This is a genomic window from Vibrio gigantis, assembly GCF_024347515.1.
In the GTDB taxonomy this organism is placed as follows: Bacteria; Pseudomonadota; Gammaproteobacteria; order Enterobacterales; family Vibrionaceae; genus Vibrio; species Vibrio gigantis.
The window spans coordinates 604227-627391 of record NZ_AP025493.1 but is presented as its reverse complement, the minus strand read 5'-3'; the positions used below and the strand labels follow the sequence as shown (position 1 = coordinate 627391).

Annotated in this window: 19 protein-coding genes; 9 read left to right on the top strand and 10 right to left on the bottom strand. The window is 44.3% G+C overall.

The annotated features are described in order from the left end of the window. Window positions 1-8 precede the first annotated feature (8 nt). The 3 genes from OCV56_RS18905 to moeA form a co-directional block, all read right to left on the bottom strand. Entirely contained in the window at window positions 9-2144 is a 2136-nt protein-coding gene (locus OCV56_RS18905; RefSeq protein ID WP_086712689.1) for an LruC domain-containing protein, read from the bottom strand. A gap of 259 nt (window positions 2145-2403) precedes the next feature. Then, entirely contained in the window at window positions 2404-3153 is a 750-nt protein-coding gene (moeB, locus tag OCV56_RS18900; protein ID WP_086712690.1) for a molybdopterin-synthase adenylyltransferase MoeB, read from the bottom strand. Window positions 3154-3165: 12 nt separating this feature from the next. Beyond that, entirely contained in the window at window positions 3166-4401 is a 1236-nt protein-coding gene (moeA, locus tag OCV56_RS18895; protein WP_086712691.1) for a molybdopterin molybdotransferase MoeA, read from the bottom strand. A 216-nt stretch (window positions 4402-4617) separates the two neighbouring features. Between moeA and folE the strand changes: the two genes are divergently transcribed. Continuing rightward, window positions 4618-5271, top strand: a complete 654-nt coding sequence (gene folE, locus OCV56_RS18890; RefSeq protein WP_017061725.1) for a GTP cyclohydrolase I FolE — start codon at window positions 4618-4620, stop codon at window positions 5269-5271. A 412-nt stretch (window positions 5272-5683) separates the two neighbouring features. Here the strand turns inward: folE and OCV56_RS18885 are convergent, their stop codons facing one another. From OCV56_RS18885 to OCV56_RS18870, 4 genes are all read right to left on the bottom strand, one after another. Beyond that, window positions 5684-6265 (bottom strand): hypothetical protein, encoded by a 582-nt coding sequence (locus OCV56_RS18885; protein WP_086712692.1) that lies wholly within the window; start codon window positions 6263-6265, stop codon window positions 5684-5686. Beyond that, on the bottom strand, window positions 6258-6797 hold the full coding sequence (locus tag OCV56_RS18880) for a YaeQ family protein (protein ID WP_086712693.1): 540 nt from the start codon (window positions 6795-6797) through the stop codon (window positions 6258-6260). Before OCV56_RS18880 ends, OCV56_RS18885 begins: the two co-directional genes overlap by 8 nt. A 117-nt stretch (window positions 6798-6914) precedes the next feature. Continuing rightward, window positions 6915-7124 (bottom strand): cold-shock protein, encoded by a 210-nt coding sequence (locus OCV56_RS18875; RefSeq protein ID WP_010430417.1) that lies wholly within the window; start codon window positions 7122-7124, stop codon window positions 6915-6917. A 443-nt stretch (window positions 7125-7567) separates the two neighbouring features. Continuing rightward, the gene (locus OCV56_RS18870; protein WP_086712694.1) at window positions 7568-8659 is read right to left on the bottom strand and encodes a PQQ-dependent sugar dehydrogenase; all 1092 of its coding nucleotides are present in this window, start codon (window positions 8657-8659) and stop codon (window positions 7568-7570) included. A gap of 268 nt (window positions 8660-8927) precedes the next feature. Between OCV56_RS18870 and OCV56_RS18865 the strand changes: the two genes are divergently transcribed. Continuing rightward, window positions 8928-10121, top strand: coding sequence for a multidrug effflux MFS transporter (locus tag OCV56_RS18865; RefSeq protein WP_086712695.1), 1194 nt, complete (start codon window positions 8928-8930; stop codon window positions 10119-10121). Between the two features lie 106 nt (window positions 10122-10227). Here OCV56_RS18865 and OCV56_RS18860 read toward each other — a convergent pair whose 3' ends face one another. Together OCV56_RS18860 and OCV56_RS18855 are read right to left on the bottom strand one after the other, a co-directional pair. Beyond that, window positions 10228-11013, bottom strand: a complete 786-nt coding sequence (locus tag OCV56_RS18860) for an ABC transporter ATP-binding protein (RefSeq protein WP_086712696.1) — start codon at window positions 11011-11013, stop codon at window positions 10228-10230. 77 nt (window positions 11014-11090) lie between these two features. Next, window positions 11091-11852, bottom strand: a complete 762-nt coding sequence (locus OCV56_RS18855) for a siderophore ferric iron reductase (RefSeq protein ID WP_086712697.1) — start codon at window positions 11850-11852, stop codon at window positions 11091-11093. Between the two features lie 218 nt (window positions 11853-12070). Between OCV56_RS18855 and OCV56_RS18850 the strand changes: the two genes are divergently transcribed. From OCV56_RS18850 to OCV56_RS18820, 7 genes are all read left to right on the top strand, one after another. Then, on the top strand, window positions 12071-12979 hold the full coding sequence (locus OCV56_RS18850) for an AraC family transcriptional regulator (protein ID WP_086712698.1): 909 nt from the start codon (window positions 12071-12073) through the stop codon (window positions 12977-12979). A 206-nt stretch (window positions 12980-13185) separates the two neighbouring features. Beyond that, complete coding sequence (locus OCV56_RS18845; protein ID WP_086712699.1) at window positions 13186-15315, top strand: TonB-dependent siderophore receptor; 2130 nt, start codon at window positions 13186-13188, stop codon at window positions 15313-15315. 92 nt (window positions 15316-15407) lie between these two features. Continuing rightward, entirely contained in the window at window positions 15408-16361 is a 954-nt protein-coding gene (locus tag OCV56_RS18840; RefSeq protein WP_086712700.1) for an iron-siderophore ABC transporter substrate-binding protein, read from the top strand. Then, complete coding sequence (gene fhuB, locus OCV56_RS18835; RefSeq protein ID WP_086712701.1) at window positions 16361-18355, top strand: Fe(3+)-hydroxamate ABC transporter permease FhuB; 1995 nt, start codon at window positions 16361-16363, stop codon at window positions 18353-18355. The genes OCV56_RS18840 and fhuB overlap by 1 nt, the downstream gene beginning before the upstream one ends. A 220-nt stretch (window positions 18356-18575) precedes the next feature. Next, the gene (locus tag OCV56_RS18830) at window positions 18576-19388 is read left to right on the top strand and encodes a crotonase/enoyl-CoA hydratase family protein (protein ID WP_086712702.1); all 813 of its coding nucleotides are present in this window, start codon (window positions 18576-18578) and stop codon (window positions 19386-19388) included. 93 nt (window positions 19389-19481) lie between these two features. Next, window positions 19482-20672: an OmpP1/FadL family transporter gene (locus OCV56_RS18825; RefSeq protein WP_086712703.1), complete on the top strand. Its 1191-nt coding sequence runs from the start codon at window positions 19482-19484 to the stop codon at window positions 20670-20672. Continuing rightward, window positions 20672-21361, top strand: a complete 690-nt coding sequence (locus OCV56_RS18820; RefSeq protein WP_086712704.1) for a hypothetical protein — start codon at window positions 20672-20674, stop codon at window positions 21359-21361. Before OCV56_RS18825 ends, OCV56_RS18820 begins: the two co-directional genes overlap by 1 nt. Before the next feature lie 112 nt (window positions 21362-21473). Here OCV56_RS18820 and OCV56_RS18815 read toward each other — a convergent pair whose 3' ends face one another. After that, window positions 21474-23072, bottom strand: a complete 1599-nt coding sequence (locus tag OCV56_RS18815) for a bifunctional aspartate transaminase/aspartate 4-decarboxylase (protein WP_086712705.1) — start codon at window positions 23070-23072, stop codon at window positions 21474-21476. Window positions 23073-23165: the final 93 nt, after the last annotated feature.

The following is a 23165-nucleotide window of genomic DNA, read 5'->3' as shown; positions in this document are numbered from 1 at the left end:
GTCTCTCCTTATGGCTCGTAGCATTGGTTGTCTGCTGGTGATGTATACCAAGTCTGGTTATTTTCACCGCCTGACTCTGCATACTGCTTAAACTCTGGGTAAGCAGTTACAATATCCACGTACTCTAGCGGCCATTCCCATTCTTCTGTTGAGGTGATAATTAGAGCCCAAGGGTGGTTTTCTGCTGTTTTGAAATATTTACCTGTTGCGGGGTCGCTATCGTCAACACCGATTCCAGAGTCAAATAGGTTTACCGTGTCGAAGGCTTCGGTAGGTGCTTGGTCTGGTAAGTGTACCTCCCAGCTACGTCCTGGATGTAGAGGTAGGTTATCGCCATGATAGTGGCCTGGTGTAGCGAAGATAAATGGGTCATAAGGCATGTCGGTCCAACTGCTCGTGTCAATTCCATTATCAGCAAGGGTGATACCAATTTGGAAAGAGAATTGTTCATCTTCTTTACATGAACTAACGGTTCGATAGAAATTACATGAAGAGTCAATTTTATCTGTTAGATTCTCAGCGACAATAAAGATAGCTTCACTGCGCCCATCTTCTAAGCCTAAATCGGTGTATACCCCATTGTGTTTCATATAGGAGTTGCCAGTATTGACTGATGATGGAGCAAGATCTGGTAAGCGGACAGCGAACCCGTTTAGATAGCTAGCGCCAACTGCGGCTAGGCGTCCATCAATGGTTGATTTCACCACTTTTCCGTCTTTTAGGATTTCCGTTATGCGATAGAACAGGACAGCATCATTCATATCGTAATCGGCTTTGTACGGCCAGTTATCCTCATAAGCGAGCGTTGCGTATCCAGAAGCACTAGGGAAGTAGCGAGCTGTTGCGCCATCATTTAGTACGTCAACTTGAATATCGACTACCTCACCAGATGTAGAACCACCAAAGTAACTCAAATTGGTCTGTTGACTGAATCTAAAGCGTGCCCATGTTGTGCCAGATAATGCGTTAATATCCACGTTTAGGAACAACTCATTTTCCCCCGCATCTAGTAGGTAATCGGTAAATACTTGTTCATTTGCACCATCGAAACTGCCGTCTTGGTTCCAGTCTATCCATGCTGAAAGGTAACCAGTTGTTGAAGCGTCAATGACGACTTTTGAATCCAACCCGGCTTCAAGTCCTGTAACAAAGCCGATACCACCGTTTACCCATTCGTCATCAATGCCCACGCTCTCATCAGATTGTGGAGTAACATAACCATCTAGGTCAGCATCTGGTGCGTCGGTACCTAACCATGTGATGCCATCGATTTCATGTCGAGGGCCGTTACTTGCTAGTAGAGTGAGGTAACTGTCTGGCGCGTCACCGAAGTCGATATTTGAGTCCTCATCAACAACCGGTGCGTTGGCACAACGTGCCCCATCATTTTGATTAGAGGAAGGTCCATTCGATACAAATTCGACGGCTGGAACTATACCTGCTGCGATATTGGCAGCGTTGTCGGGAGATAGGTTGATTCGGTAAATTTTACCGTCTTGATTTCGAGACACGTAGTAGTAGCCGTTTACATCAAAATAGCCGGCACCGAACGTACCTAACTCACCGGTATCGCCGATGTAGGTTTCGGCTCCTGTGGTTGGGTTGAATTGGTACAATCCGCCCGAGTTATTATCAATACCATATAGAGAGCCATCACTTGGATGGAAGGCAAAATCAGTTAATTTTACAGTTGCTGGGCTACCTGCAATTTTGTTAACTGTCACGGTTGCATTTGGATCTGAATCTAAAGGAGAAAGGTCAACAGTGAATAACCCTTTTCCTGTGCGATAAAGGTAGTAAACATGGTCGTAGACATCGCCGACATAGAAAGTGTGGTCAGTTGGCAATCCGCTTGTGTTGACGACTTCCGCTTGGAAATCTTGACCTAATCGAACTAAGCGTTTGTTAGTTGTGTCATAGCCATAAATATAACGATCTTGGAAATCAAAACCGACACCGTTAATGTTAGCGTTCATTCCCGTGTCATCTTCTAATAGGGTAGTTGAACCTGTAACTAGATTGACTCCCCAAACTTCGACGGGTTTTGACTGAAACAAGTAAGCCTTACTCGGGCAGGTATCAAATGGGGTTGCGTTGGCGACTAGGGGCGCACTCAATAGCAAACTTAACGTTGTAATTCTCATATCTACATCCTTGTCGTGGAAGGTATAGATACTTAATCAAGTTATATGCCATTTTTAACTTGTTGATTTTATTTATTTTATTTTACTGGTGGCTCTATGTTCTGAATATTCTCAAAATGAGAATTCAAATGAAACTGATTACTCATGAAGTGTGTCAATTTGAAATCAAGATTGTATAAACTCAATTCCGAACATAAAAAACCCCGACATCAGTCAGGGCTTGAAGAGTTAGAAAGCAGCTATGTAACTTGTGATTTACTTAGCCACACACCGAACAATTAGGCATCTTCATTAAGTTCATCTCACGCCAGCTGTGTGACATAGCGTCGAGAATCAGAAGCTTACCTTGCTTTGGTTGTCCAAACTTAGCAATAACCTTGATCGCTTCCAAAGCTTGAGCTGCGCCCACCATGCCAACAACGGGAGCCATCACACCAGCTTCGACACAGCTAAGTGCAGCGTTGCCGAATAGAGCGCTCAAACATTGGTAGCAAGGAGCATTTTCATCTTGATAAGTGAACACGCTAATCTGGCCTTCCATACGAATCGCAGCACCAGAAACCAGAGGCGTTTTTGATGAGTAACATAAGCGGTTAAGTTGATTGCGCGTTTCCACATTGTCGCTGGCGTCAAGCACTAACGAGTGTGCTTCGATTAACTTAGCAAGCGCTTCGTCATCAAGCCTGTTATCGACGGTTTCAATTATCAGATGAGGGTTTAATACCTGCAGTGATTCTGCTGCCGAATCGACCTTCTTCTTACCAATGTCGGCATCGGTGTGAAGTACTTGGCGCTGTAAGTTTGAAAGCTCAACAATATCGTCATCGATAAGAGTCAGCTTACCAACACCAGCGGTGGCAAGGTATTGAGCAGAGGCACAACCCAGGCCTCCGGCGCCTAAGACCAATATCGAGCTCTGTTTCAATGATTCTTGGCCTTCAAAATCAAACTGTTTAAGGATGATTTGGCGGTTATAGCGAAGCATCTCTGCGTCAGAAAGTATTTCCATCAGCAAGCCTCGTTAGTAAAGCGTAGAGTTAAACAGTTGAATTTGAACTGTTTCGCCGACTTCTACACGGCCACGTTCACGCTCTAGTACCACAAAGCAGTTCGCTAAGCTCATTGAGCGGAAAGCACCTGAACTTTGATTACCTGTTGTTTCAACAACAAACTGACCATTTTCAATCGAGTAGATGCCGCGTTGATAATCAGTACGACCAGGGCCTTTTTTAAATGCCGACTTAGTTGTCGCTGGAATAGATTCTGGCGCTGTCCACGCAGTGTGACCGGCAAGTTTAGCCAGCATAGGTTGAACTAACACGTACATGGTCATCATTGCAGACACTGGGTTACCCGGAAGGCCACAGAACCAAGCGTTGTCTAATTCACCAAACGCGAATGGTTTGCCTGGTTTGATTGCTAGTTTCCAAAAACCGATCTCTCCAAGCTCTTCAAGAATATCTTTGGTGTAATCCGCTTCGCCGACACTTACGCCGCCAGAAGTGACCACTACGTCTGCCAATTCTTGTGCTTTCACAAAGGTTTCTTTAAGCGTTGCAGGGCAATCAGGAATAATGCCTAGATCAATCGCTTCGCAACCAAACGCTTCAATCAGCGGTTTAATACCATAGCGGTTGCTGTCGTAGATCTGCCCATCTTCAAGAGGCTGACCTAATGGTTTTAGTTCGTCACCGGTAGAGAAGAAAGCGACCTTCGGTTTGTGTGCAACAGTCACATGGCTCACGCCTAGTGAAGCGATCATTGGAATATCACGAGGCGTTAAACGTTCACCGCGGCTAAGAACGATGTCACCTTGCTTGATGTCATCACCGGTAGGGCGAATGTTATTGTTCAGTTTGATACCGTCTTGTTGAATCTCGATACCAGCGTTAGTTTCAGCCGTATTTTCTTGCATGATGACCGCATCGCACCCTTCCGGGATCTTCGCGCCAGTCATAATGCGAATACATGTGTTTTCTGGCCATTCACCTTCAAAAGGTTGACCTGCAAAGGACTTACCCGCTAAAGGCAGCACTTTACCGTTCTCTAGGTCTGCTAAGCGTAGTGCGTAGCCGTCCATTGCTGAGTTATCAAAAGGAGGAACAAAAATAGGGGATAGTATGTCTTCAGCAAGTACGTAACCCAATGCTTCAGCCAATGGCAGTGATAAGGTCGTTTGAATAGGTTTAATTGGTGATAGCAGCTTATCTAGTGCTTCTTCAATTGGCATCAAGCCCGGAGCGTCGCAACAGCCCATAATTGAAATCCTTTGGTCGTTATTATTTTGATTTGGTGGTTGGCAATAAGGATTCAATAATTATCAAATCATGATGGCTCGCCAACGAAATTGCAGCCACTTTAGCATAGTTTAAGCCCCGTAAATAATGACCTCCCTTAAAATATGGGTGTATTTATTCAAAATTACGAGTATCCTTGTTTGCCATCCAGAAGGGGTAATAAAAGAGGAAGTTCAATGTCAGGTCTTAGCGAATCAGCGAAGTTGGTTAAAGATGCGCTAGCAAGCCGCGGATTAGAGACACCAATGAGTCCTAACCAGGTTAGCCGAGAAGAGAAAAAGGAACGAATCGAACACCATATGCGTGAGATTCTAACTCTCCTTGAACTTGATCTTACGGACGACAGTTTGGAAGAAACACCGCAACGTATTGCTAAAATGTACGTGGATGAAATTTTCTCTGGTTTGGATTACGCCAATTTCCCTAAAATTACCGTAATCGAAAACAAAATGGGTGTTCGTGAGATGGTACGTGTAAAAGACATTACCGTGACCAGTACTTGTGAACACCACTTAGTGACGATCGATGGTAAGACAGCGGTAGCCTATATCCCGCGTGGAAAAATCATCGGCCTTTCAAAGATTAACCGTATTGTTCGATTCTTTGCTCAGCGTCCGCAAGTTCAAGAGCGTATGACACAGCAGATCCTTGTTGCATTGCAAACACTACTCGAAACTGATGACGTTGCTGTAACCATGGATGCGGTTCACTACTGCGTGAAATCACGTGGTGTAATGGACGCAACCAGCGAAACAACAACGACAGCACTGGGCGGTATCTTCAGATCAAACCCAGCTACGCGCCACGAATTCTTGCACGGCCTGCGTTAATACGTTTCGTTATTTGATAAGCTCGATTTAGCCTCAGAAAATCGACAACCAAGATTTTAAGCCTCGCACTCTGCGGGGCTTTTTTGTATCTGTAATATGAGTTTTCAGGAGCGTGGATAGGAGAGCCCCAACTCAGTTGTTCCTCCTTCTCAGGGATGACGGAGAATTTCGGCGAGCTTACCTCGGAACATCTTAAGAATACTGGTGATCATTGGTTTATCTGTGTAAGTGTTTAGGTGGAACGCAATCAATAAATTTGGAGCACATACATTCGTCATTCCCTAAAGCGAGGAACGAGCGTAATAGGGAATCTGCTTTTATGCCTGAATTGATTGTGGAAACGGTGGTTGGAAGTAGATGCGCTCTACAGAATCTATAAAGCGCAACTTGGATACAGCAGCTGGTGGAATGCTTACGACAGGTTAAACAAACGCTTTAACTGGTGAACAATACCAGATGGCTTGTTCTCTGCTTGATAGATGTTCAAGCCATCATAAAAACTCGCCATGAACTCAACACGGATTTCGTCGTCTGTGCTTCTTGATAAGCGAGACAGCAGTTTGGCGGTCGCTGCCGCGTGATCGTTGGCTAGGCTATAATCCATCCCAAGTCGACCTTGAATGAACAACCATAAGTGCGTTACTAACTTCAATTGCTGAGCATTGGAGTTTTGAAATTTGTCGCCGTGTTCACTGCCTACTGTACTATCGAAAACGCTTTGCATCGCTTCGCTGGCTTCTTTATTACTCTCAAAGCGATAGCTCACATCGATATGCACTTTTGTTAACAGCCCAAGTAAGGTTTGTCGCTCTGAATTGTCAGGCTTATTCTCACTGGCATGTTTAAAAAGGGCGTGGTTTTCGTCAGTAAATGACTTTAACTCTTTTTCATAGCCAGTCGTCAGCGCTTTCAGTGAATCGAGACCAGCGAGCTGCAAACAAGCTTCGAGCTTAGTTTGGCGCTGAGATTCAGTCTGAGTTTGGATCTCAGTCATTACTCTGTAGCTCTTCCCACGTTACTTCTGCGGATTGCGTGTCGCTGTTAACGAAAGCTGAGTTGCCTGTCAGCATTACAGAAAGATCCATCGTACGTTGTGTCATCGCAGCTAGTTGCTCAATACCATCGTTGTCTAGACGAACGATTTGAGCTTTTAGGTAACCGAATTTACCTTTGTTTTGCTCCCACCAAACATTCGATTTGGTGTTGAAGCTGAATACGCTTACTGACTTAGATAAGCGAGTTGCTTTCTTAACGCGCTCTGGGTCTGGTTCGCCAACATCAATCCATTCTAGGATTTGGTCATCTAACGACTTCTGCCATAAATCGGGTTCTTCAATGCTAGACAACCCTTTAGTGAACTCAAGTTCAGGAGATGCATTGATACAGAAAGCCATGATTCGAGCCATCATTCGCTGTTCTGTTTCAGAAGGGTGTTGTGCAACTGTTAGATTGAAAGAGTCGTAATAGTCGCGATTCATATCGGTTAATGAGATACGAAACTTATAGATTGTCGGTTTAAGAGCCATTGAGAGGGTGTCTTAGGTAGAAATAGTGAAGGGGAATATTACCTTAAATCTCTGAATAGCGGGTAAAAAAATAGCCAGCAGAGGCTGGCTATTTTTAGAAAGCTTTAAAATACTGAATTAAAGTACTTTGATGCTGTCAGCTTGTGGGCCTTTTTGACCTTGAGATACTACGAACTCAACTTTTTGGCCTTCAGCAAGAGTTTTGAAACCGTCGCCTGTGATAGCAGAGAAGTGTGCGAATACGTCTGGGCCGTTTTCTTGTTGAATGAAGCCGAAGCCTTTAGTTTCGTTGAACCATTTTACTGTACCAGTAACTGTGTTAGACATGATGATATCCTAAAATTAAATTTTATTTTGAGCCAATGTGGCACTGATAGCGCGGAAAAGTTTATTGCTATTGCGTACAACACCACGGGGTTACTAGTAATCCAACGAAATGTTTATATACAAAGAACTTTCTTTCTAGCCGAGTGAAGTCTAAATCAAATCAGGGGATAGTCAATCGAATCCATAGTGAAAGGTTGCAGAAACTTGGGGGTAGTCAAACTTTGCATTCCTTAAATATCATAGAGTTACAGTTGTATGGTGATTTGTTGTAGTTTTTGTGAAAAAGGTGGTCGAAATTGATGGTGAATTTGGAGTAATTGCACTGTTTTTGCGAATTGTTTTTTGTAAATCAAAAGCCGCTAATTGGATGTTTAGCCCGCTTTAACGGCTTGTATTTATAAATTTAGTTGTAAGGTAAATGTCTTTACGTGAATGAACTCTGACTACTTTTTCAAGCGGTAAAGGTTGCCATTATCGGTGCTGAAGAATATGTCGCCGCTTGGTGATGTTTCGATGTCTCTTATCCTTTCCCCTAAGTCCTCTAAAATGCGCTCTTCTTTTATTGCCTCACCTTGCTCGTTGACTGTGACGATATTGATGTGGGTAAGTTTTAGTGCCCCTGCCAACAGTTTGCCTTGCAGTTCTGGGTACTTTTCGCCTTGGTAGACAATCAAACTTCCCGGTGCGATTGAGGGAATGTATACCTTTTTAGGTGCTTCAATGCCTTCTTTGGTTTCCGAATCACCAACGCTGATAGGGCCCCAATACTCTTTACCATGTGATGTCACCGGCCAGCCATAGTTAGCGCCTGCTTTTATTAGGTTAATTTCATCACCGCCACGGGGACCGTGTTCAATAGACCAAAGTTTTTGACTTGGGAAATCATAGAAAAGCCCTTGTGGGTTGCGGTGACCGAAACTCCAAATCTCATCGAGAACTTTGTCGTTATTTATGAAAGGGTTGTCGCTTGGTATGCTCCCGTCAGCATTTAGCCGCAATATCGAACCAGCATGGGTTAAGGTATTTTGACCATTGTCTCGGTCACCACGGTCGCCAATGGAAAAGTACAGATGACTATCATCAAAGGTAATGCGGCTCCCAAAGTGACGACCTGTGTCGGTTCTCGACTTGGAGACAAAAACATCTTGCCAATTGGACACTTCATTATTTCTGTAATTAGCAGAAGCCAGTGTCGTTACGCCTTCACCATCGACGTCTTTACTGTAAGTGACGTAGAACTTCCCGTTTTCAAAAGGAGAAAGCGCGATATCCAATAATCCACCTTGGCCTTTACTCCAAACATTTGGCAGCCTGAACAGTGTGTTTTGGTCGCCCGTTTTTAAATCAACGTATTTAATGACGCCTGATTTTTCTGTGACTAGCATGGACTTATCATTGATATAAGCCAACCCCCAAGGGATCACGAGACCGTCTGTGATCTTCTCTGCCTGCCACGCAAACGCTGGGGTTGAAGCAATGACGCCTGATACGATGATTGCAAGTGCAGAAGAACGAATACGATGAGGAGTGTTCATTGAAGTCCCTTGATTGTCATGACGTTGTATTAGTTTAGCTTGCGGTCGGCAAGTAGGTAGCAGGGTAAGTGAAAAGTCACTATTCACATATTTAGTTCAGTCAGTATTGTATGATTATACAAGCTCACGTATGTTTACCTTGCCAAACTCTAATCGATTCCTTTCGGAGCATCATGAATACCACACCTGCGACATGCTCACTACTTTACGCACCTTCATGTTGTCAGGTTGATGACCCAAGTCTCTTTTTAACCTTGCGCACTGCATCATGAGTCGTCGATTCGATTTTAAATCGATCCTACTTGCGTGTCTGGTCATCAGCATCGGCCAGCTCAGTATGGGCTTGGTGTTTCCCTCTTTACCTTGGATTGCCAAAGACTTTGATGTCTCGCTAGAGCAAGCTCAGCTTCTGGTGAGTGTGTATTTGTTGGGTTTTGGTCCATCTCAGTTTATTTATGGCCCAATTTCAGACGCTTTAGGACGTAAAAAGGTTCTGTTGAGTGGCTTGTTGCTCGCCATGCTTGGCCTGTTGATGATCATATTCTTCAGTCATTCGTTTACCAGCATGGTGTTGGGCCGATTCCTGCAAGGCTTAGGTACGGGCTGTTGTGCTGTGCTTGCTCGCGCTTCAACACGAGATAGATTTAGCGGAGCTGACTTACCATTGGCGATGTCTTATATCGCAATGGTCGCGTCTATTACTCCTCTGATTGCGCCCGTAATTGGCGGCTTTATCAACTTTCATTTTGGCTGGAGCATGGTGTTCATATCGCTACTTGGGTATGTGTCATTGGCTTGGGTGGTATTGGCGTTCAAGTTTAAGGAAACCGTCACTCAGATTTCCGCTATTCCTTCACCGAAAACAATGATCTCCCAATACAAAGAGTTATTAAGCTCTCGGTATTTCATGAGCTTTGCGAGTATCGGTTGGCTTAACTTTAGTTTGATGATCACCACCGTATCCGTGATGCCGTTTATCATGCAAAACCAGATCGGTATGACGTCCGACGAATACGCAATGTGGGCGGTTATTCCAGCATTAGGCATGCTTGGTGGAACAAGCTTATGTAACCGCATTCGCCCTATATTGGGTAACAAGAAAACTCTGCTATGCACACCTGTATTACATGTTACGGCAGCCTTGTGGCTATTCTTTTGTCCACTTGAACCCTTGTATCTCATGCTTGGTCAATTCTTGATGATTCTTGGCAATGGCATCGCGTTACCTTGTGCTCAAGCTTTGGTGATGCTGCCTTACAAAAAGAATGCAGGGGCGGCGGCTGCGATGTCGGGCGGTGGTCAAATGGTTGTGTCTTCGATTGTCAGTATGGGGTTAGTTAAACTTGGCCTAGGAGAAGCGTGGCATTTATCACTTGTCATTGCGTTATTCACAGTGATTACGCTGTTTAATATTCTGCGAGGCTTTAGTAGCCAAGAAGCCAGAGATTCTCAGCTTAGCTAGTGAGTTAAATTAGTTAGCGAATTTAAACAGAAAAGGCCATTGAGGTGATGAATTTCAATGGCCTTGTTGATGTTCAGCGTTTTGGTTTAAATTGCCAGAATATTGGCTATTCGCAGACGACTGCGACTTTCTCGCTTGCGGCTGTGTTAGCTGGGACTGGATGATCGATCAGTCGGATAGGGGATTCATACAGTGCAGACAATGCTTGTTCATCAAGTAACTTATCAGCGCTGCCTTCAAATGCAATTTGACCTTTCTTCAGAGCTACGATGTGTGTGGCGTAACGTAATGCTAGGTTTAAGTCGTGCAGAATTACGATAACACCAACGTCTTCATTTTTGTTCAGTTCAGACAGTAAACCCATCAATTGAAATTGGTGATGAACATCCAGAGCTGATGTTGGCTCGTCGAGGATCAACACAGGTGACTGCTGAGCAAGCAACATCGATACCCACGCACGTTGGCGTTCGCCACCAGACAAATCGTCCGCTAATGCTTGCGAGAATTCAGTAACACCGGTTCTTTCCATCGCTTGTTGGATGATCGACTTATCTTCTGAATTCCACCGGCCTAATGCGCCCCGCCAAGGGAAACGTCCTAAACGCACCAGTTCTTCGACTGTTAAGCCAGCAGAAGCCGGAAGCTTTTGTGGTAAATACGCAACCTTCTTCGCTAAGTCTTTGCTTTTTAATGAAGAAAGAGAAATGCCGTCTAATTCAACGCTGCCAAGATCTGGTGACATCTGTCCTGAGAGCAAATTAACGAGTGTGGACTTACCAGAACCATTATGACCAAGAACGACAGTCAGTTCATTGGTCGGAATCGTAAGGTCTTCAATTGAGAGAATGGTTCGTTGATTACGAACAATTTTAATATTTGAAAGCTGAAACATGTCAGTCCTGTGTCTAGACCAATAAAGCTGCTAAATGAAAGCGGATACTCGTTACTGGTCTTTAAAAATAGAGGGTGTTATTGCGCTGTTTTTTTGTTGTCGGGGTGTCTTGGGCAATCGTCGCAATACTTTCCTGATTCGCATTTGTAGACTAGGCAACAGCTTACTCTAATCAGTTTAAGCATCCCAGAATCGGCATCGACCTTGAGGCTGTCTAAGTGACTTTCAGGTAATTGGCATGCCGCTAACCAAAGCTTAGCCTGTTCAGTGATATAGTCGTTGGCTAGACTTGGTTCGTGCTGCTGAAGTTTTATCAAGCTTGCTAAAAGTAGATCGGCCAATAAATGATTGGTAAACCCCGGACGAATACGTGTCCATTCGCTGATCTGGCTGCGATAAAACTCGGTCAGTGCAAGAATAGCTTCACCTGCTTGTGGAATCAGTTCTTCTGGTGAGCCGTGCTGATGCTCACCATTAAAGAAACGGTAGCCAGTGACGAACTCTTTGTACCTAAATTGGCCTATATTCTTGATATCAGGCAGAGAGTGAAGGCCATAGATAGAAATAAAGGTCACATAGATAGGTTGCCAGCAGACTAAATCCCACGTTCGGGTTAACCAATAAGCTTTACCTGCTTCAGAATGATTTTCTGCTAAGCCATCGTAAACACGTTTGATTTCGATATGGCTCTTATCATTCGTCATCGCAATGCTTTTGCTACTCAGAGAGCCATAACTACCGCTGAGGTAAGGCGTGACTTGTTTAGAGTAAGCGAAGATTTTTTGGTGTAGAGAAGGGGCTCTCCGACGAGTGATAATGTTGTGCAGCTGGGAAAGCATCTTAAACCATTAAATGAGAATCAATTTCGTTATCATAGCGAACATTATCGAGGATAACCATACAAAATGGAGCATACCCTCGGAGAACTCGCTATATAAGATATTTATAAATTGATTGTGCCTTAATCATTTTTAAGTGATAAAAGTCTCTTTAAATGATAAAAGTGTTCCTGAATCTAATATGTTGTTACCACTACCGAGAATTTGAAAGCTTGACTATGAACACACCTGCATTTGACCGTATCAGCCGTGTATTGGCTTATATCCATGCGAACCTTAGCTCGACACTATCGCTAGAAGATATTGCCAAACAGAGCTGTTGGTCTCGCTGGCAGCTGCAAAGAGTATTTCAAGCTGAAACGGGACTGACCGTGGCAAACTACGTCAGAGAACTAAAGTTAAGCCAAGCGGCTGAAGAGTTGTTGGACAGCAAAGAGCGAGTGATCGATATCGCGCTTGAACTCGGATTCAATTCAGAAATTAGCTTTAGTCGTTCGTTTAAGCAGATGTTTGGCTCAAGTCCTAGCCAGTATAGAAAAGCGGGCAAAAGAGCAGGCCTTAGAAAACCGATACAAGTATCCGAAACGGTAAGTGCTGCTGATAACGGCCCACTCAGTTTTGTTGAAGTTCGCATTGATGAAAGAGAGTCATTCCTTGTTAAAGGCATCACCTCGGAAATCAGCGGCTTGTTTTCACTGACACAAGACTTTGCACAGAAAGTTCCTCAATTATGGTCTCGCTTAGAAGGGCAGGTAACGCTACCTGATGAAAATGCCTACCAGTTTATTGGCGTTGTCGATCTTACCCAATCTTGCTTTGATGGCACTAACATTCACTATTGGGCTGGAGTAGAGCTTAATGATGAGATCTCAATTCCTCAATTGCCGAGCATTATCTCTGATAAATTAGAAGTATTGACCATTCCAAAGCAAACCTATGCCGTAGTTAAGCACTGTGGCCCGATTGAGAACCTTAGGCATACTCTGAGCTGGTTTGTATTGAATTGGTTACCGAGTTCTGGCTATAGAGGTGTCGATGGCTACGAGCTCGAAGTATACCCATTAGCCTATCAAGCTCATGCCACAGATGCTGTCATGGAATACTGGGTTCCTATTATCAAATCGTAGTCATATCTGGACTTAGCGTACCTTTACAAAGCCTTTCACTTAATAAGGTCAATTGTGTTTTTAATCATCAATTGACTCTTTTTCGTTATAAATCGGCCAAGTTCTTTTTCAACTTGCACCAAATTGTTAATTATCCCATCTATAGATACATACAATGCAAATGAGATTTATTATTATTTATATTAAGTATTGGTACCGAGGGAATCATGACCACTCACACTCGTTTTAAGTATTCATCACTTGCAGTTGCGTTGCTGACTGCACTTTCAGCGCAAGCTATGGCGGAAGAGACCGTTACAACGGCAGATTCGAATGTAGAAACTGTTACGATTATGGGTAAAGCCTATCGTAATACTGCAACGAAAACTGTTTTAGCTCCTGAGGAGACACCGCAGACTCTTAACGTTATCGAAAGTGAAGAGATGGAACAGCGTGGTGTTAAGTCTGTTATGCAAGCTCTTCGATACGCACCTGGCGTTTCAACTGAGAACAAAGGTGGTGCAGTCGTCCTCACTGATTGGGTGAAAATTCGTGGTTTTGATTCTTCTAATAATTACTACGACGGAATGATGTTACCGACTCTTCCTGGTTGGAATGTAAAACCTCAAATTGATCCAGTTGCGATGGAGCGTTTAGAAATATTCAAAGGCCCAACGTCTGTTCTTTACGGAAGTATGCCACCAGGAGGCATGGTTAATATTATTGCCAAAGCTCCTAAGTTTGAAGAGTCTACGAAAGTTGGTTTAGCTACGGGGTTAGATAACCTTGTCGAAGCATCAATTGATACAACAGGCGCACTAAGTGACAACGTGGCTTACCGTTTAGTTGCTCTTGGTCGTAAAAAAGATACGCAAGTGGACGGTGTTGAAGAAGAGCGGTATGTGATTGCACCTTCAATCGATTGGTATGTGTCTGATAAAACCTTTATTAACTTTAACCTTTATTATCAGAATGATCCTGCACTGGGTCAAAACGTGACTGTACCGTTAGCTGCGATTGAATCAGGTAAAATCTCACCATCGACATTTGCTGGTGACGTTAACTACAACACCATCGAAAGAGATTTCTTGATTACTGGTTACAAATTTAATCATGACTTCAACTCTAACTGGGCTTTCTTACAAAACTTCCGCTATATGCAGGCTGATTTTTATCAAGAAAGTACCGCCAGTGGCAATTTTGATGCGACAACGGGAGAGTTGGAGCGCTCAGCATATAGCACTGATGAAAGCTCTAAGGGTATAAGTGTTGATAACCAACTATCGGGCTTAGTGTCCACTGGCTCATTGGATCATTATTTACTCTTTGGTTTAGATTACAGAAACATCGAAGGTGATGTAGCTTACGATGCTTTCGCAGGTGTTGATGGAATCAACCTTTATAACCCAAATAACGATAAGCTGAATCCAAACGATTTCACTAAGGTTTATTATCAGAATGATGACATTGAAATGAGTCAGCTTGGTCTTTACTTCCAAGACCAAATGTTAATTGATAATTGGGTATTCATTGCTGGTGGTCGCTTTGACAAAGTCGAAACAACAACCAAGGTATCTGTGGGGGGCGGGACTCCAAGCAAAGCTGAAACCGACGATACTAACTTTTCCTACCGTTTAGGTGCTTTGTACAAATTTGACAATGGCTTATCTCCATTCGCTAATTTTGCAACTAGCTTCGAGCCTAATGCAAAACTAGATGCTAGTGGTAATAACCTAGATCCTGAAACTGGTGAGCAAGTAGAGTTTGGTCTTAAGTATGACTCATACGAAAATATGGTATCTGGATCGTTGGCTCTCTTCCAAGTTAATAAGAAAAATGTAGGTGTTCGCCCTGACGGAGCTTCACCATGGACTGCCGTTGGTGAGATCCGATCGCAAGGTGTTGAGCTAGAAGGTCGTGCGCAAGTAACTGATAACCTTGACCTGTTGGCTAACTATACGTATACCGACATGGAAATTACCGAAGATAAAGATGCTTCGAACATTGGGCAAACACCTGTTTTCGTACCAGATCATACTGCAAATATTTGGGCTAACTATTTTGTACGTGACGGTGTCATGAATGGTCTTAGAGTTGGTGGCGGCGTACGTTATGTGGGTGAAACCGTACTCAATGATGCATCAGATAAAAACAAAGGCACTGTTCCTTCATACACTTTAGTTGATCTATCGCTTGGTTACGATTTAGGTCAAATGAGCAGTTCTTTAAAGAATGCGACAGCGAATCTCGTTGCGAATAACATTTTCAACGAAGAATATTACACGTGCTGGAACGAGAGCTATTGCTGGTACGGACAAGAACAAACCGTTGAATTCAACGTAAATTATGAATTCTAACTAGGTTAGTGTCCCCCAATTTTAAAGCAGCCTTTATTAGGCTGCTTTTGTCGTTTGTAGAAATATCGAATTTAGATTAAGTAGGCAAATATATGAACTTAAAATCAATCGCTTCTCATTTTTCTAAAGTAAAAAACTTGAATACAAAATTCGCTCTAACGATCTTAGCGAGTATTTTATCGTTTAATGCGATGGCGGATTACCAAGTTGAAGACAGCGAAGGAGTGAAAACCCTTGAAGCTCAACCTGTTAGAGTAGCAGCGCTAAATTGGGACATTGCTGAACAAGTGATTGAACTCGGTGTAACACCCGTCGCGGTGCCAGATATTGCAGGATATACTGATTGGGTTGTTCAACCTGCAATTCCAAAGGGGGTTGCGGATATCGGTACTCGAACTGAACCTAACTTTTCAGCGCTCAAGAAGCTCAACCCCGATGTGATTCTTATCGCTTCACCTCAAAAAGATCTTCAGGAGCGACTTTCTGAAATCGCGCCCGTGCTTTATTACCAAACATACAGTGAACAGCACAGCAATGCGGCTGCTGCTATCGAGAACTTCAAGAAGATAGGCCAATTGCTTGGCAAAGAAGAGCAAGCGAACAGCAAACTGGCTGCAATGGATGAACGAATCGCAGTTCTTAAGGCTAAATTAGATAAAGCGTATCCGGGCGACAAACCGAAAGTGACTTCTTTCCGCTTTGCGAGCACTACTTCGGTTTACATATACGGTGATAACTCGATTCCGCAATATGCGCTTGAACAGCTAGGCTTTGAGAATGCGATGGATCTTCCTGCGAGTCAGTGGGGCATCAGTCAAAAACGTATGACCGAGCTTAAGAACGTAAAGAATGGCATTGCGCTTTATTTTGAACCTTTCCCATATCAAGAAAAACTAGATCGTTCACCTGTCTGGAAGAGTATGCCTTTCGTCCGTGATGGTCAATTTAGCCCAGTAGCGGCAAGTTGGAGCTACGGCGGTGCAATGTCGATCTTGTATAACGCAGAAGCGATGGCGCAATCGTTGTTGACGTTAGCGGAGCAGTAATGAAATCCAGTGGTTTAGTGATGGGGGCAGCTTTGTTTTTCGCCGCCCTTGTTCATTTATGGTTAGGTCAGTCTGAATTTGGCCCTATCGGTGAGCTGTTCCAGCAAGTCTCACAGATCAGTGACATAGTTACATTCAATAAAATGGTCGATGATTCATTCGAGTTGATGGCATTAATCTATGTCAACTTACCACGTTTAGTGATGGCGATTTTGGTTGGTGGAACACTCGGTACTATCGGTAGCCTGTTTCAACAGCTAACGCAAAATCGCATGATGTCTCCGCTTACACTCGGGACATCATCAGGGGCGTGGCTTGGTTTGGTCATTCTGAATGTGGTCGCACCGATGTTGGTCGCTCAATATTCTGTTTGGTTTGCTCTGGTTGGGGCGCTGCTTGCAATGGGGCTTATCGTTTCAATTGTTGGCATCAAAAATATGAGCGGTTTGCCGATTGTTTTGGCGGGTATGGCAGTTAACTTACTGCTAGGCGCATTTGCGACGGCGATTATTTTGCTTAACGACCAATACGCGCAGAACTTGTTCGTATGGGGAACGGGCGACTTAGGGCAAAATGGTTGGGAGCAAGTATTTTGGTTAATGCCTAAGTTACTGCCCATCTTTGCTATTTTCCTGTTGGCTCCAAGAGTTTTGACTCTGCTTTCGATTGGTACTGAAGGGGCTGCTGCGCGTGGTCTTAACATCGGTACGACCTTCTTTGTACTCATGGCGATTGGCGTTTGGTTGGTTTCCGTGTCGATTACTTCGGTGGGCGTGATCAGCTTTATCGGTTTGATTGCTCCTAATATCGCAAGGCACTTGGGCTTTTTAAAAGCGAAACCTGAACTCATCGCTAGCTGCGTGTTAGGGGCGCTGTTGCTTTGTGTTACCGACAGTTTGGCTATCTTTTTGGCTCAATGGTCTTTGGATATGATTCCAACCGGGACTGCAACCGCGGTGATTGGTGCTCCAGCTTTGATCATTATCGCGAGAAAGCAATTATCTGCGCAAGATCAGCTGTTTTTCACGATGCCTAAAGGACCAAAGTCTATCTCGCCTTTGGCTTACTTCTTGTTGGGCACGATGATCTTCGGGTTGTTGGCATTAAGCACGCTCTCACAGCCTTCTTCTGATTTGGGCTACTTTGTTATCCCAGACGCATTTGAATGGTCGATTCGCTGGCCGAGAATGTTAACTGCGATATTTGCTGGTGGCGGCTTGGCGGTGGCTGGTGTGATTTTACAAAGATTGGTCTACAACCCGCTCGCAAGCCCTGACATTCTTGGTGTGTCGGCTGGTGCGGTTCTGGCATTGATCTTCAGTAGCCTGTTTATGGGCTATTCGATTCACTCATTGAGCCCTTGGATTGCTTTTTTAGGCAGTGCAATTGCTCTGTGTTTACTGCTATTCCTTGGCAAGAAGCATCAGTTTGCACCATCGATTTTGATCCTCACTGGTATTTCGCTGACCGCAGTGTTGGAAGCTTTGGTGCAATTCTCTTTAACGCGAGTGGGTGAGGGGAAATACACCTTATTGGCTTGGTTGGCAGGGTCTACTTATCGTGTTGAGCCAGAGTCAGCAGCGACAATGACCATCGTGATAACGGTTTGTATTGGTGTTGCTCTGTTGCTGAGTCGCTGGGTGACCTTAATTGCGACTGGACGTCAGTTCGCGAGTGCCAGAGGGTTGAATATCAATATCGCCTACGTGGCATTGTTGTGTATTGTTGCGATCTTATGTTCGGTCGTGACAACAACGATGGGGCCGGTCGCGTTTGTCGGCTTATTGGCGCCACACATTGCGGCAATGGTTGGTGCTCGTTTGGTTCGTGAACAAATCATCTTATCGTTTTTGATAGGTGCCGCACTGATGTTATTTGCAGATTGGCTAGGGCAAGTGGTGGTGTTTCCGGCTCAACTCGCAGCAGGAACGCTAGTTTCTATTATTGGTGGCAGCTACTTTATCTTCTTGTTATTGAAATCCCGAAGAACATAGGTTTTGCTAACAACTAAGGCTATTGGCAATCTAAGCTATTGCTGTTGAAAGCTACGAATGACAAGCGGTGAATGGAGCGATCCATCACTGCTTTTTTGTTGATGCTGTTTATGTAAGGGAGAGGCGTTAAACAACACAGATCTCGCTTCTTAATGTGCAAGTTTGGCATATGTTAATAAAATGTATAATCTAAAGGTCTGACCACTGATAAGGTAGCACTATGCCAAACCTCGAGCGTATTACTTGTTCTATCGATGAAAACCAGATCGCGACAGTTGTACTGAATCGCCCTGATAAGCTCAATGCCATTGATATGGCGATGTTTCAAGGGGTGAATAACATGGTCAGTCAGTTGAAGAAGAACACTGAGATTCGAGCTGTGATCGTAAAAGGCAGTGGAACAGACTTTTGTTCAGGGCTTGATGTGAAGTCTTTGCTGACTAGCAAGTCTGGTGCGATGAAGCTTTTGTTCAAATGGCTACCGACACTACCTAATGCTGCTCAACGCTTTTCGCTTGGTTGGAGAGATATTCCGTGCCCTGTCATTTTTTCGATTCATGGTCGTTGCTGGGGAGGTGGACTTCAACTGGCCAGTGGTGGCGACTTTAGAATTGCTAGCCCTGATGCAAATTTTTCGATATTGGAAGCAAAGTGGGGTTTGATTCCAGACATGGGTGGCGCCATCGCATTTCGAGAGTTGATGCGTAAAGATCACACCCTAGAAATGGCGATGACAGCCAAAGTGATCGACTGCGAAACAGCGAAAGAGTATGGATTGGTGACTAAAATTTCCGAAGATCCTTACGCTGAAGCCTATGCGTTGGCACTTGAGTGTGCGAATCGGTCGCCAGACGTTGTCGCTGCTAATAAGAAGCTCTACAACAAGACTTGGTGGTCAAGCCCTGGTATGGCTGTGTTCTATGAGACTTGGTATCAAATAAAGGTAGGGTTAGGTAAGAACAGGGCAATTGCTACTCAACGTGAAATTCATCGAGACAAGCCACGCCCATACGTTGCCAGAAAGTTTAAATAGCTTTTGTACAGGAATAATGGATATTCCCTTTGTTTATAGGGCTTTGCGATAACCTTAGAACAATTTAATGTCTAAGGCTAAATGAGCATCCTGATGAACAAAACTTTTACTTACTCTCTAGCTGCCACTGCAATCTTCACTAGCTTAAATACATTCGCAAGTGGCCTGTTTTTGCAAGAGGCTGTTGTTGCCAACGCTGGTACTACAGGCGCTGGTGACGGTGTTTACACACGCTCTGCGGCGGCGATGTGGACTAACCCTGCCACTATGTCTCACATGGGCGAAAGCAAAACGACTATCAATACAATGGCGTTCGATCTTGAGATGAAATATCAAGATAATCAAGATTCTAACGGTGATGGAAAAGGGCACTCAGTTCTTCCTTCATTTGGTGCCTTTCATGCCCATCAAGTCACAGACAAATTACACCTTGGCATTGCGCTTGGCGCTGTCGGTGGCTCAAGCTTAGATTACGGCAGTGATTGGGCGGGTGCTGCACTTCTAGAAGACATTACCCTGACTGCGATGCAAGTTAACCCATCACTGAGTTATAAGCTGAATGATCAGTGGTCAGTAGGCGCAGGCGTTCAATTGAGTTGGGCTGCATTCCAACAAACGACGTCAATGCTTACTGCTAAGCAAGATACCGACTGGGCTTATGGCTACAACCTTGGTGTAATGTACACGCCTACAGATAAACTCAAGTTAGGTGCCAGTTACCGCTCTAAGCTAGAGCATGAATTTAACAATGATGTAAATGGCGTTACTAACCAAGGCGTACTGAATTCATTATCAACTGATATTGCTTTACCTGAAATTGTCGACTTAAGTGCTAGTTATGCTTTGAACTCTCAGCTTGATCTACTTGCGAGCGTTCAGTTCCACCGTTGGAGTGAATGGGATACAACCGTTCTTGATTTTGGAATAGCAGGAAGTCCAGTTAGCGGTGTCCCAATTGAACGTGATTGGGATGATGTATGGAAGTTTGCAGTCGGTGCGGATTACCAACTCAACTCAGATTGGCGTCTGAAAGCTGGCTTCTCTTACGAAACTTCTCCACAAGATGACCCTTCAATGCAGTGGGTGGATCTGCCAGTGGGTGAACAGTATCGCTATTCGGTAGGTGCATCTACCTACTGGGATGACATCTTAATTGATGTGTTCTACGAGTATGCTGATCTGGGTTCAGTTGAAATGGATCGTGATGGTCCTACTGGACGCAATCTCCTTAATGGTTCTTTCGATGGCCGTATCCACTTTATTGGTGTTAGCGCGACCTTCTAATGACATTACGTAATCTATTAATTGTTACTTCGGTAATACTGGGTTCAACGGGTGCTTTGGCTGACGAAAAGCACCCTGACGATCCGACTAAAATCGTAACCAAAGCGGGCGTTGCTTATAACGAAGAGTTAAAGTTCTCGGGCTCTATTGGGCTTGATGAAGCACGAATGATCAACGCTCGTGTTAATGCTGACGGTGAAGAGTGGCGAGTAGGTGGTTCATGGCTGTTGCCGATGGGGATCGTGAACTTCAACTTCAGTCGTTCTGAATATGATAACGATGCCTATAAGAATAACTACAGTATTGGTACATTTATACCACTGAGTTATTTTGATATTGAGCCGTTCGGTTGGCAAATTTTCCCTATGGCTGGCTACAGCTATAATGATGGTGAAGTTGCGGTATTCGATGACGAGAATGTGGGTTCCGATTATGTGCTCATGCCGAGTTCAACACACGGTGGTTATATTGGTGCGTTTGGCCTAAAAACAATTACTGACGAGTGGTCATTGATTGGTTTTGGCGGTGGCTCTATGGGCTCTGATGACTATTCGGGTTATTGGGCGGGGGTTGGCGCTAGCTACAAGTTGAGTGATGCTCAATCTTTCAACTTCTTCACCATTTTTGCTGAGGATGATTTCGGTGAAAATAACAGTGTTGGCGCATCTTATACCTATGAGTTTAAATAGCTATTCTGACTATCGTCTTAAATAATTAGATCTGAGTGTAGGCTCATTGAGTGAGTGAACCTACACTTAGACTTATTGCCTTTCTATGAGCCTACTCGGTGCTGAGATTGTGTTAACAAGTTGCCTCGAAACGCTCTACGTAGCTTTGCATTACGGTATTCATCGCCTGAGTGATATTTGCGTATTGTGCTTCCTCTAGGTTCGCTAGAGACACACGCAGAGACCACGTTGGCGCATCAAAACCCGCCCCCGGCATCACAATCACGCCATGCTCTTCTGCTAGACGTACCAAGAAATCCAGCGGCTCATACGTCTCTTCTAACCATGCGAAGAAGTCGTTGCTGTGAATCGTTTGAGCAATCTCTTTTAGATCAATCTCCACATAATAGAACGCGCCTGTTTGCTCTCCTTCCGCAATGATCGGAGCCGCTAAGTTCTTCTGCATCAGTGTGTGGTAGCGACGGCGCACAATCTGCTTAGCCAAGCGCTTATATTCTTCACCGCCTTGCATTAGAGACAACAACGAGAACATTGTCATCTGGATTTGCTGCGGAGTAGAAAGACCTGCGGTATGGTTCAGTGCCACTGCTCGGCTGTCTGCTACCAAGCGATCAATGAATTTAATCTTACTCGGCTCAAGTGCAATACCTTGGTATCGCTGAGTTAACGTGCTTCGAGTGTCTTCTGGAAGATCTCGAATCATGCGGTCGAAGTTGTTGTCTTCGTGTACGCCAATCACCCCTAAACGCCAACCTGTCGCACCAAAGTACTTAGAGTACGAGTACACAAGAATTGTGTTTTGAGGAGCAAGCATTGCCAACGAAGTGAAGTTATCTGCAAAGGTGCCATAAACATCATCAGTAAGCAGGATGAGTTCAGGGCGGCGGTTAGCAATCTCTGCAATCTTGTACAGCGTTTCATCACTCAGCCTTACCGATGCAGGGTTGCTTGGGTTGACAAGGAAAAACGCTTTTACGCTTGGGTCATTTAACTTCTCTAGTTCCGAATCAGGGATCTGCCATGCTGAAGCTTCCGTTGCCATGATTTCTACTTTGTTGAGCGAGTAGTCCTCAAGCTCTGGCATCTCGATGTAAGGCGTGAAAATTGGTGCTCCAATCGCAATGGTATCGCCTTTGTTTAATAGGCGGTTACTCTTCAAGGTATTGAAAATATAAACCATTGCCGCGGTACCACCTTCAACAGCGAACAAGTCAAACTTACCGGTAGGCAATGGCTGAGAGCCTGCCATTTCCTGCTCTATGTATTTGCGAGCGATCAGTTCTGAATACTTAAGCATGCGGTCAGGAACAGGGTAGTTATTCCCCAAAATGCCGCCAACCCATTCATAAATCAGTTCATCGCTGTCTACTTGATATTGCTCAGTAATGAACTGGAAGGCCTCGATAAGGAACTGAACGCCTTCTTGTTCTTCGTGTTTCTCACAAAATTGGAGGAAACGTAGGCTAATGTCCTCTTTTGCACCCATACCACCAAAGCCTTGATAGCCAGAAAAGGTCGCTTTCGACTCTTCCAGTGCAAACATTCCTAACTGGAAGAAGGCTTCACGTGGCGCTGTCGCTACCCAGTTTGGGTTGCCGCGACCAGCATTGATCATTGTTTTCTCGTGTGAATGTTGAGCTAGGTCGATCAGTGTATTTTTTACTTCGAATGGGCTGAGTGTTTCTAGGCGTTGTTCATCTGTGCGTTTCATAGACTTTTCTCTTTAAATTCTTTTATTTGATAATGCGTTGATTAAGTGTTTGGTTCTTGTTCAAGAGGTATGCTCTTGAACAAGCGGTTGTTC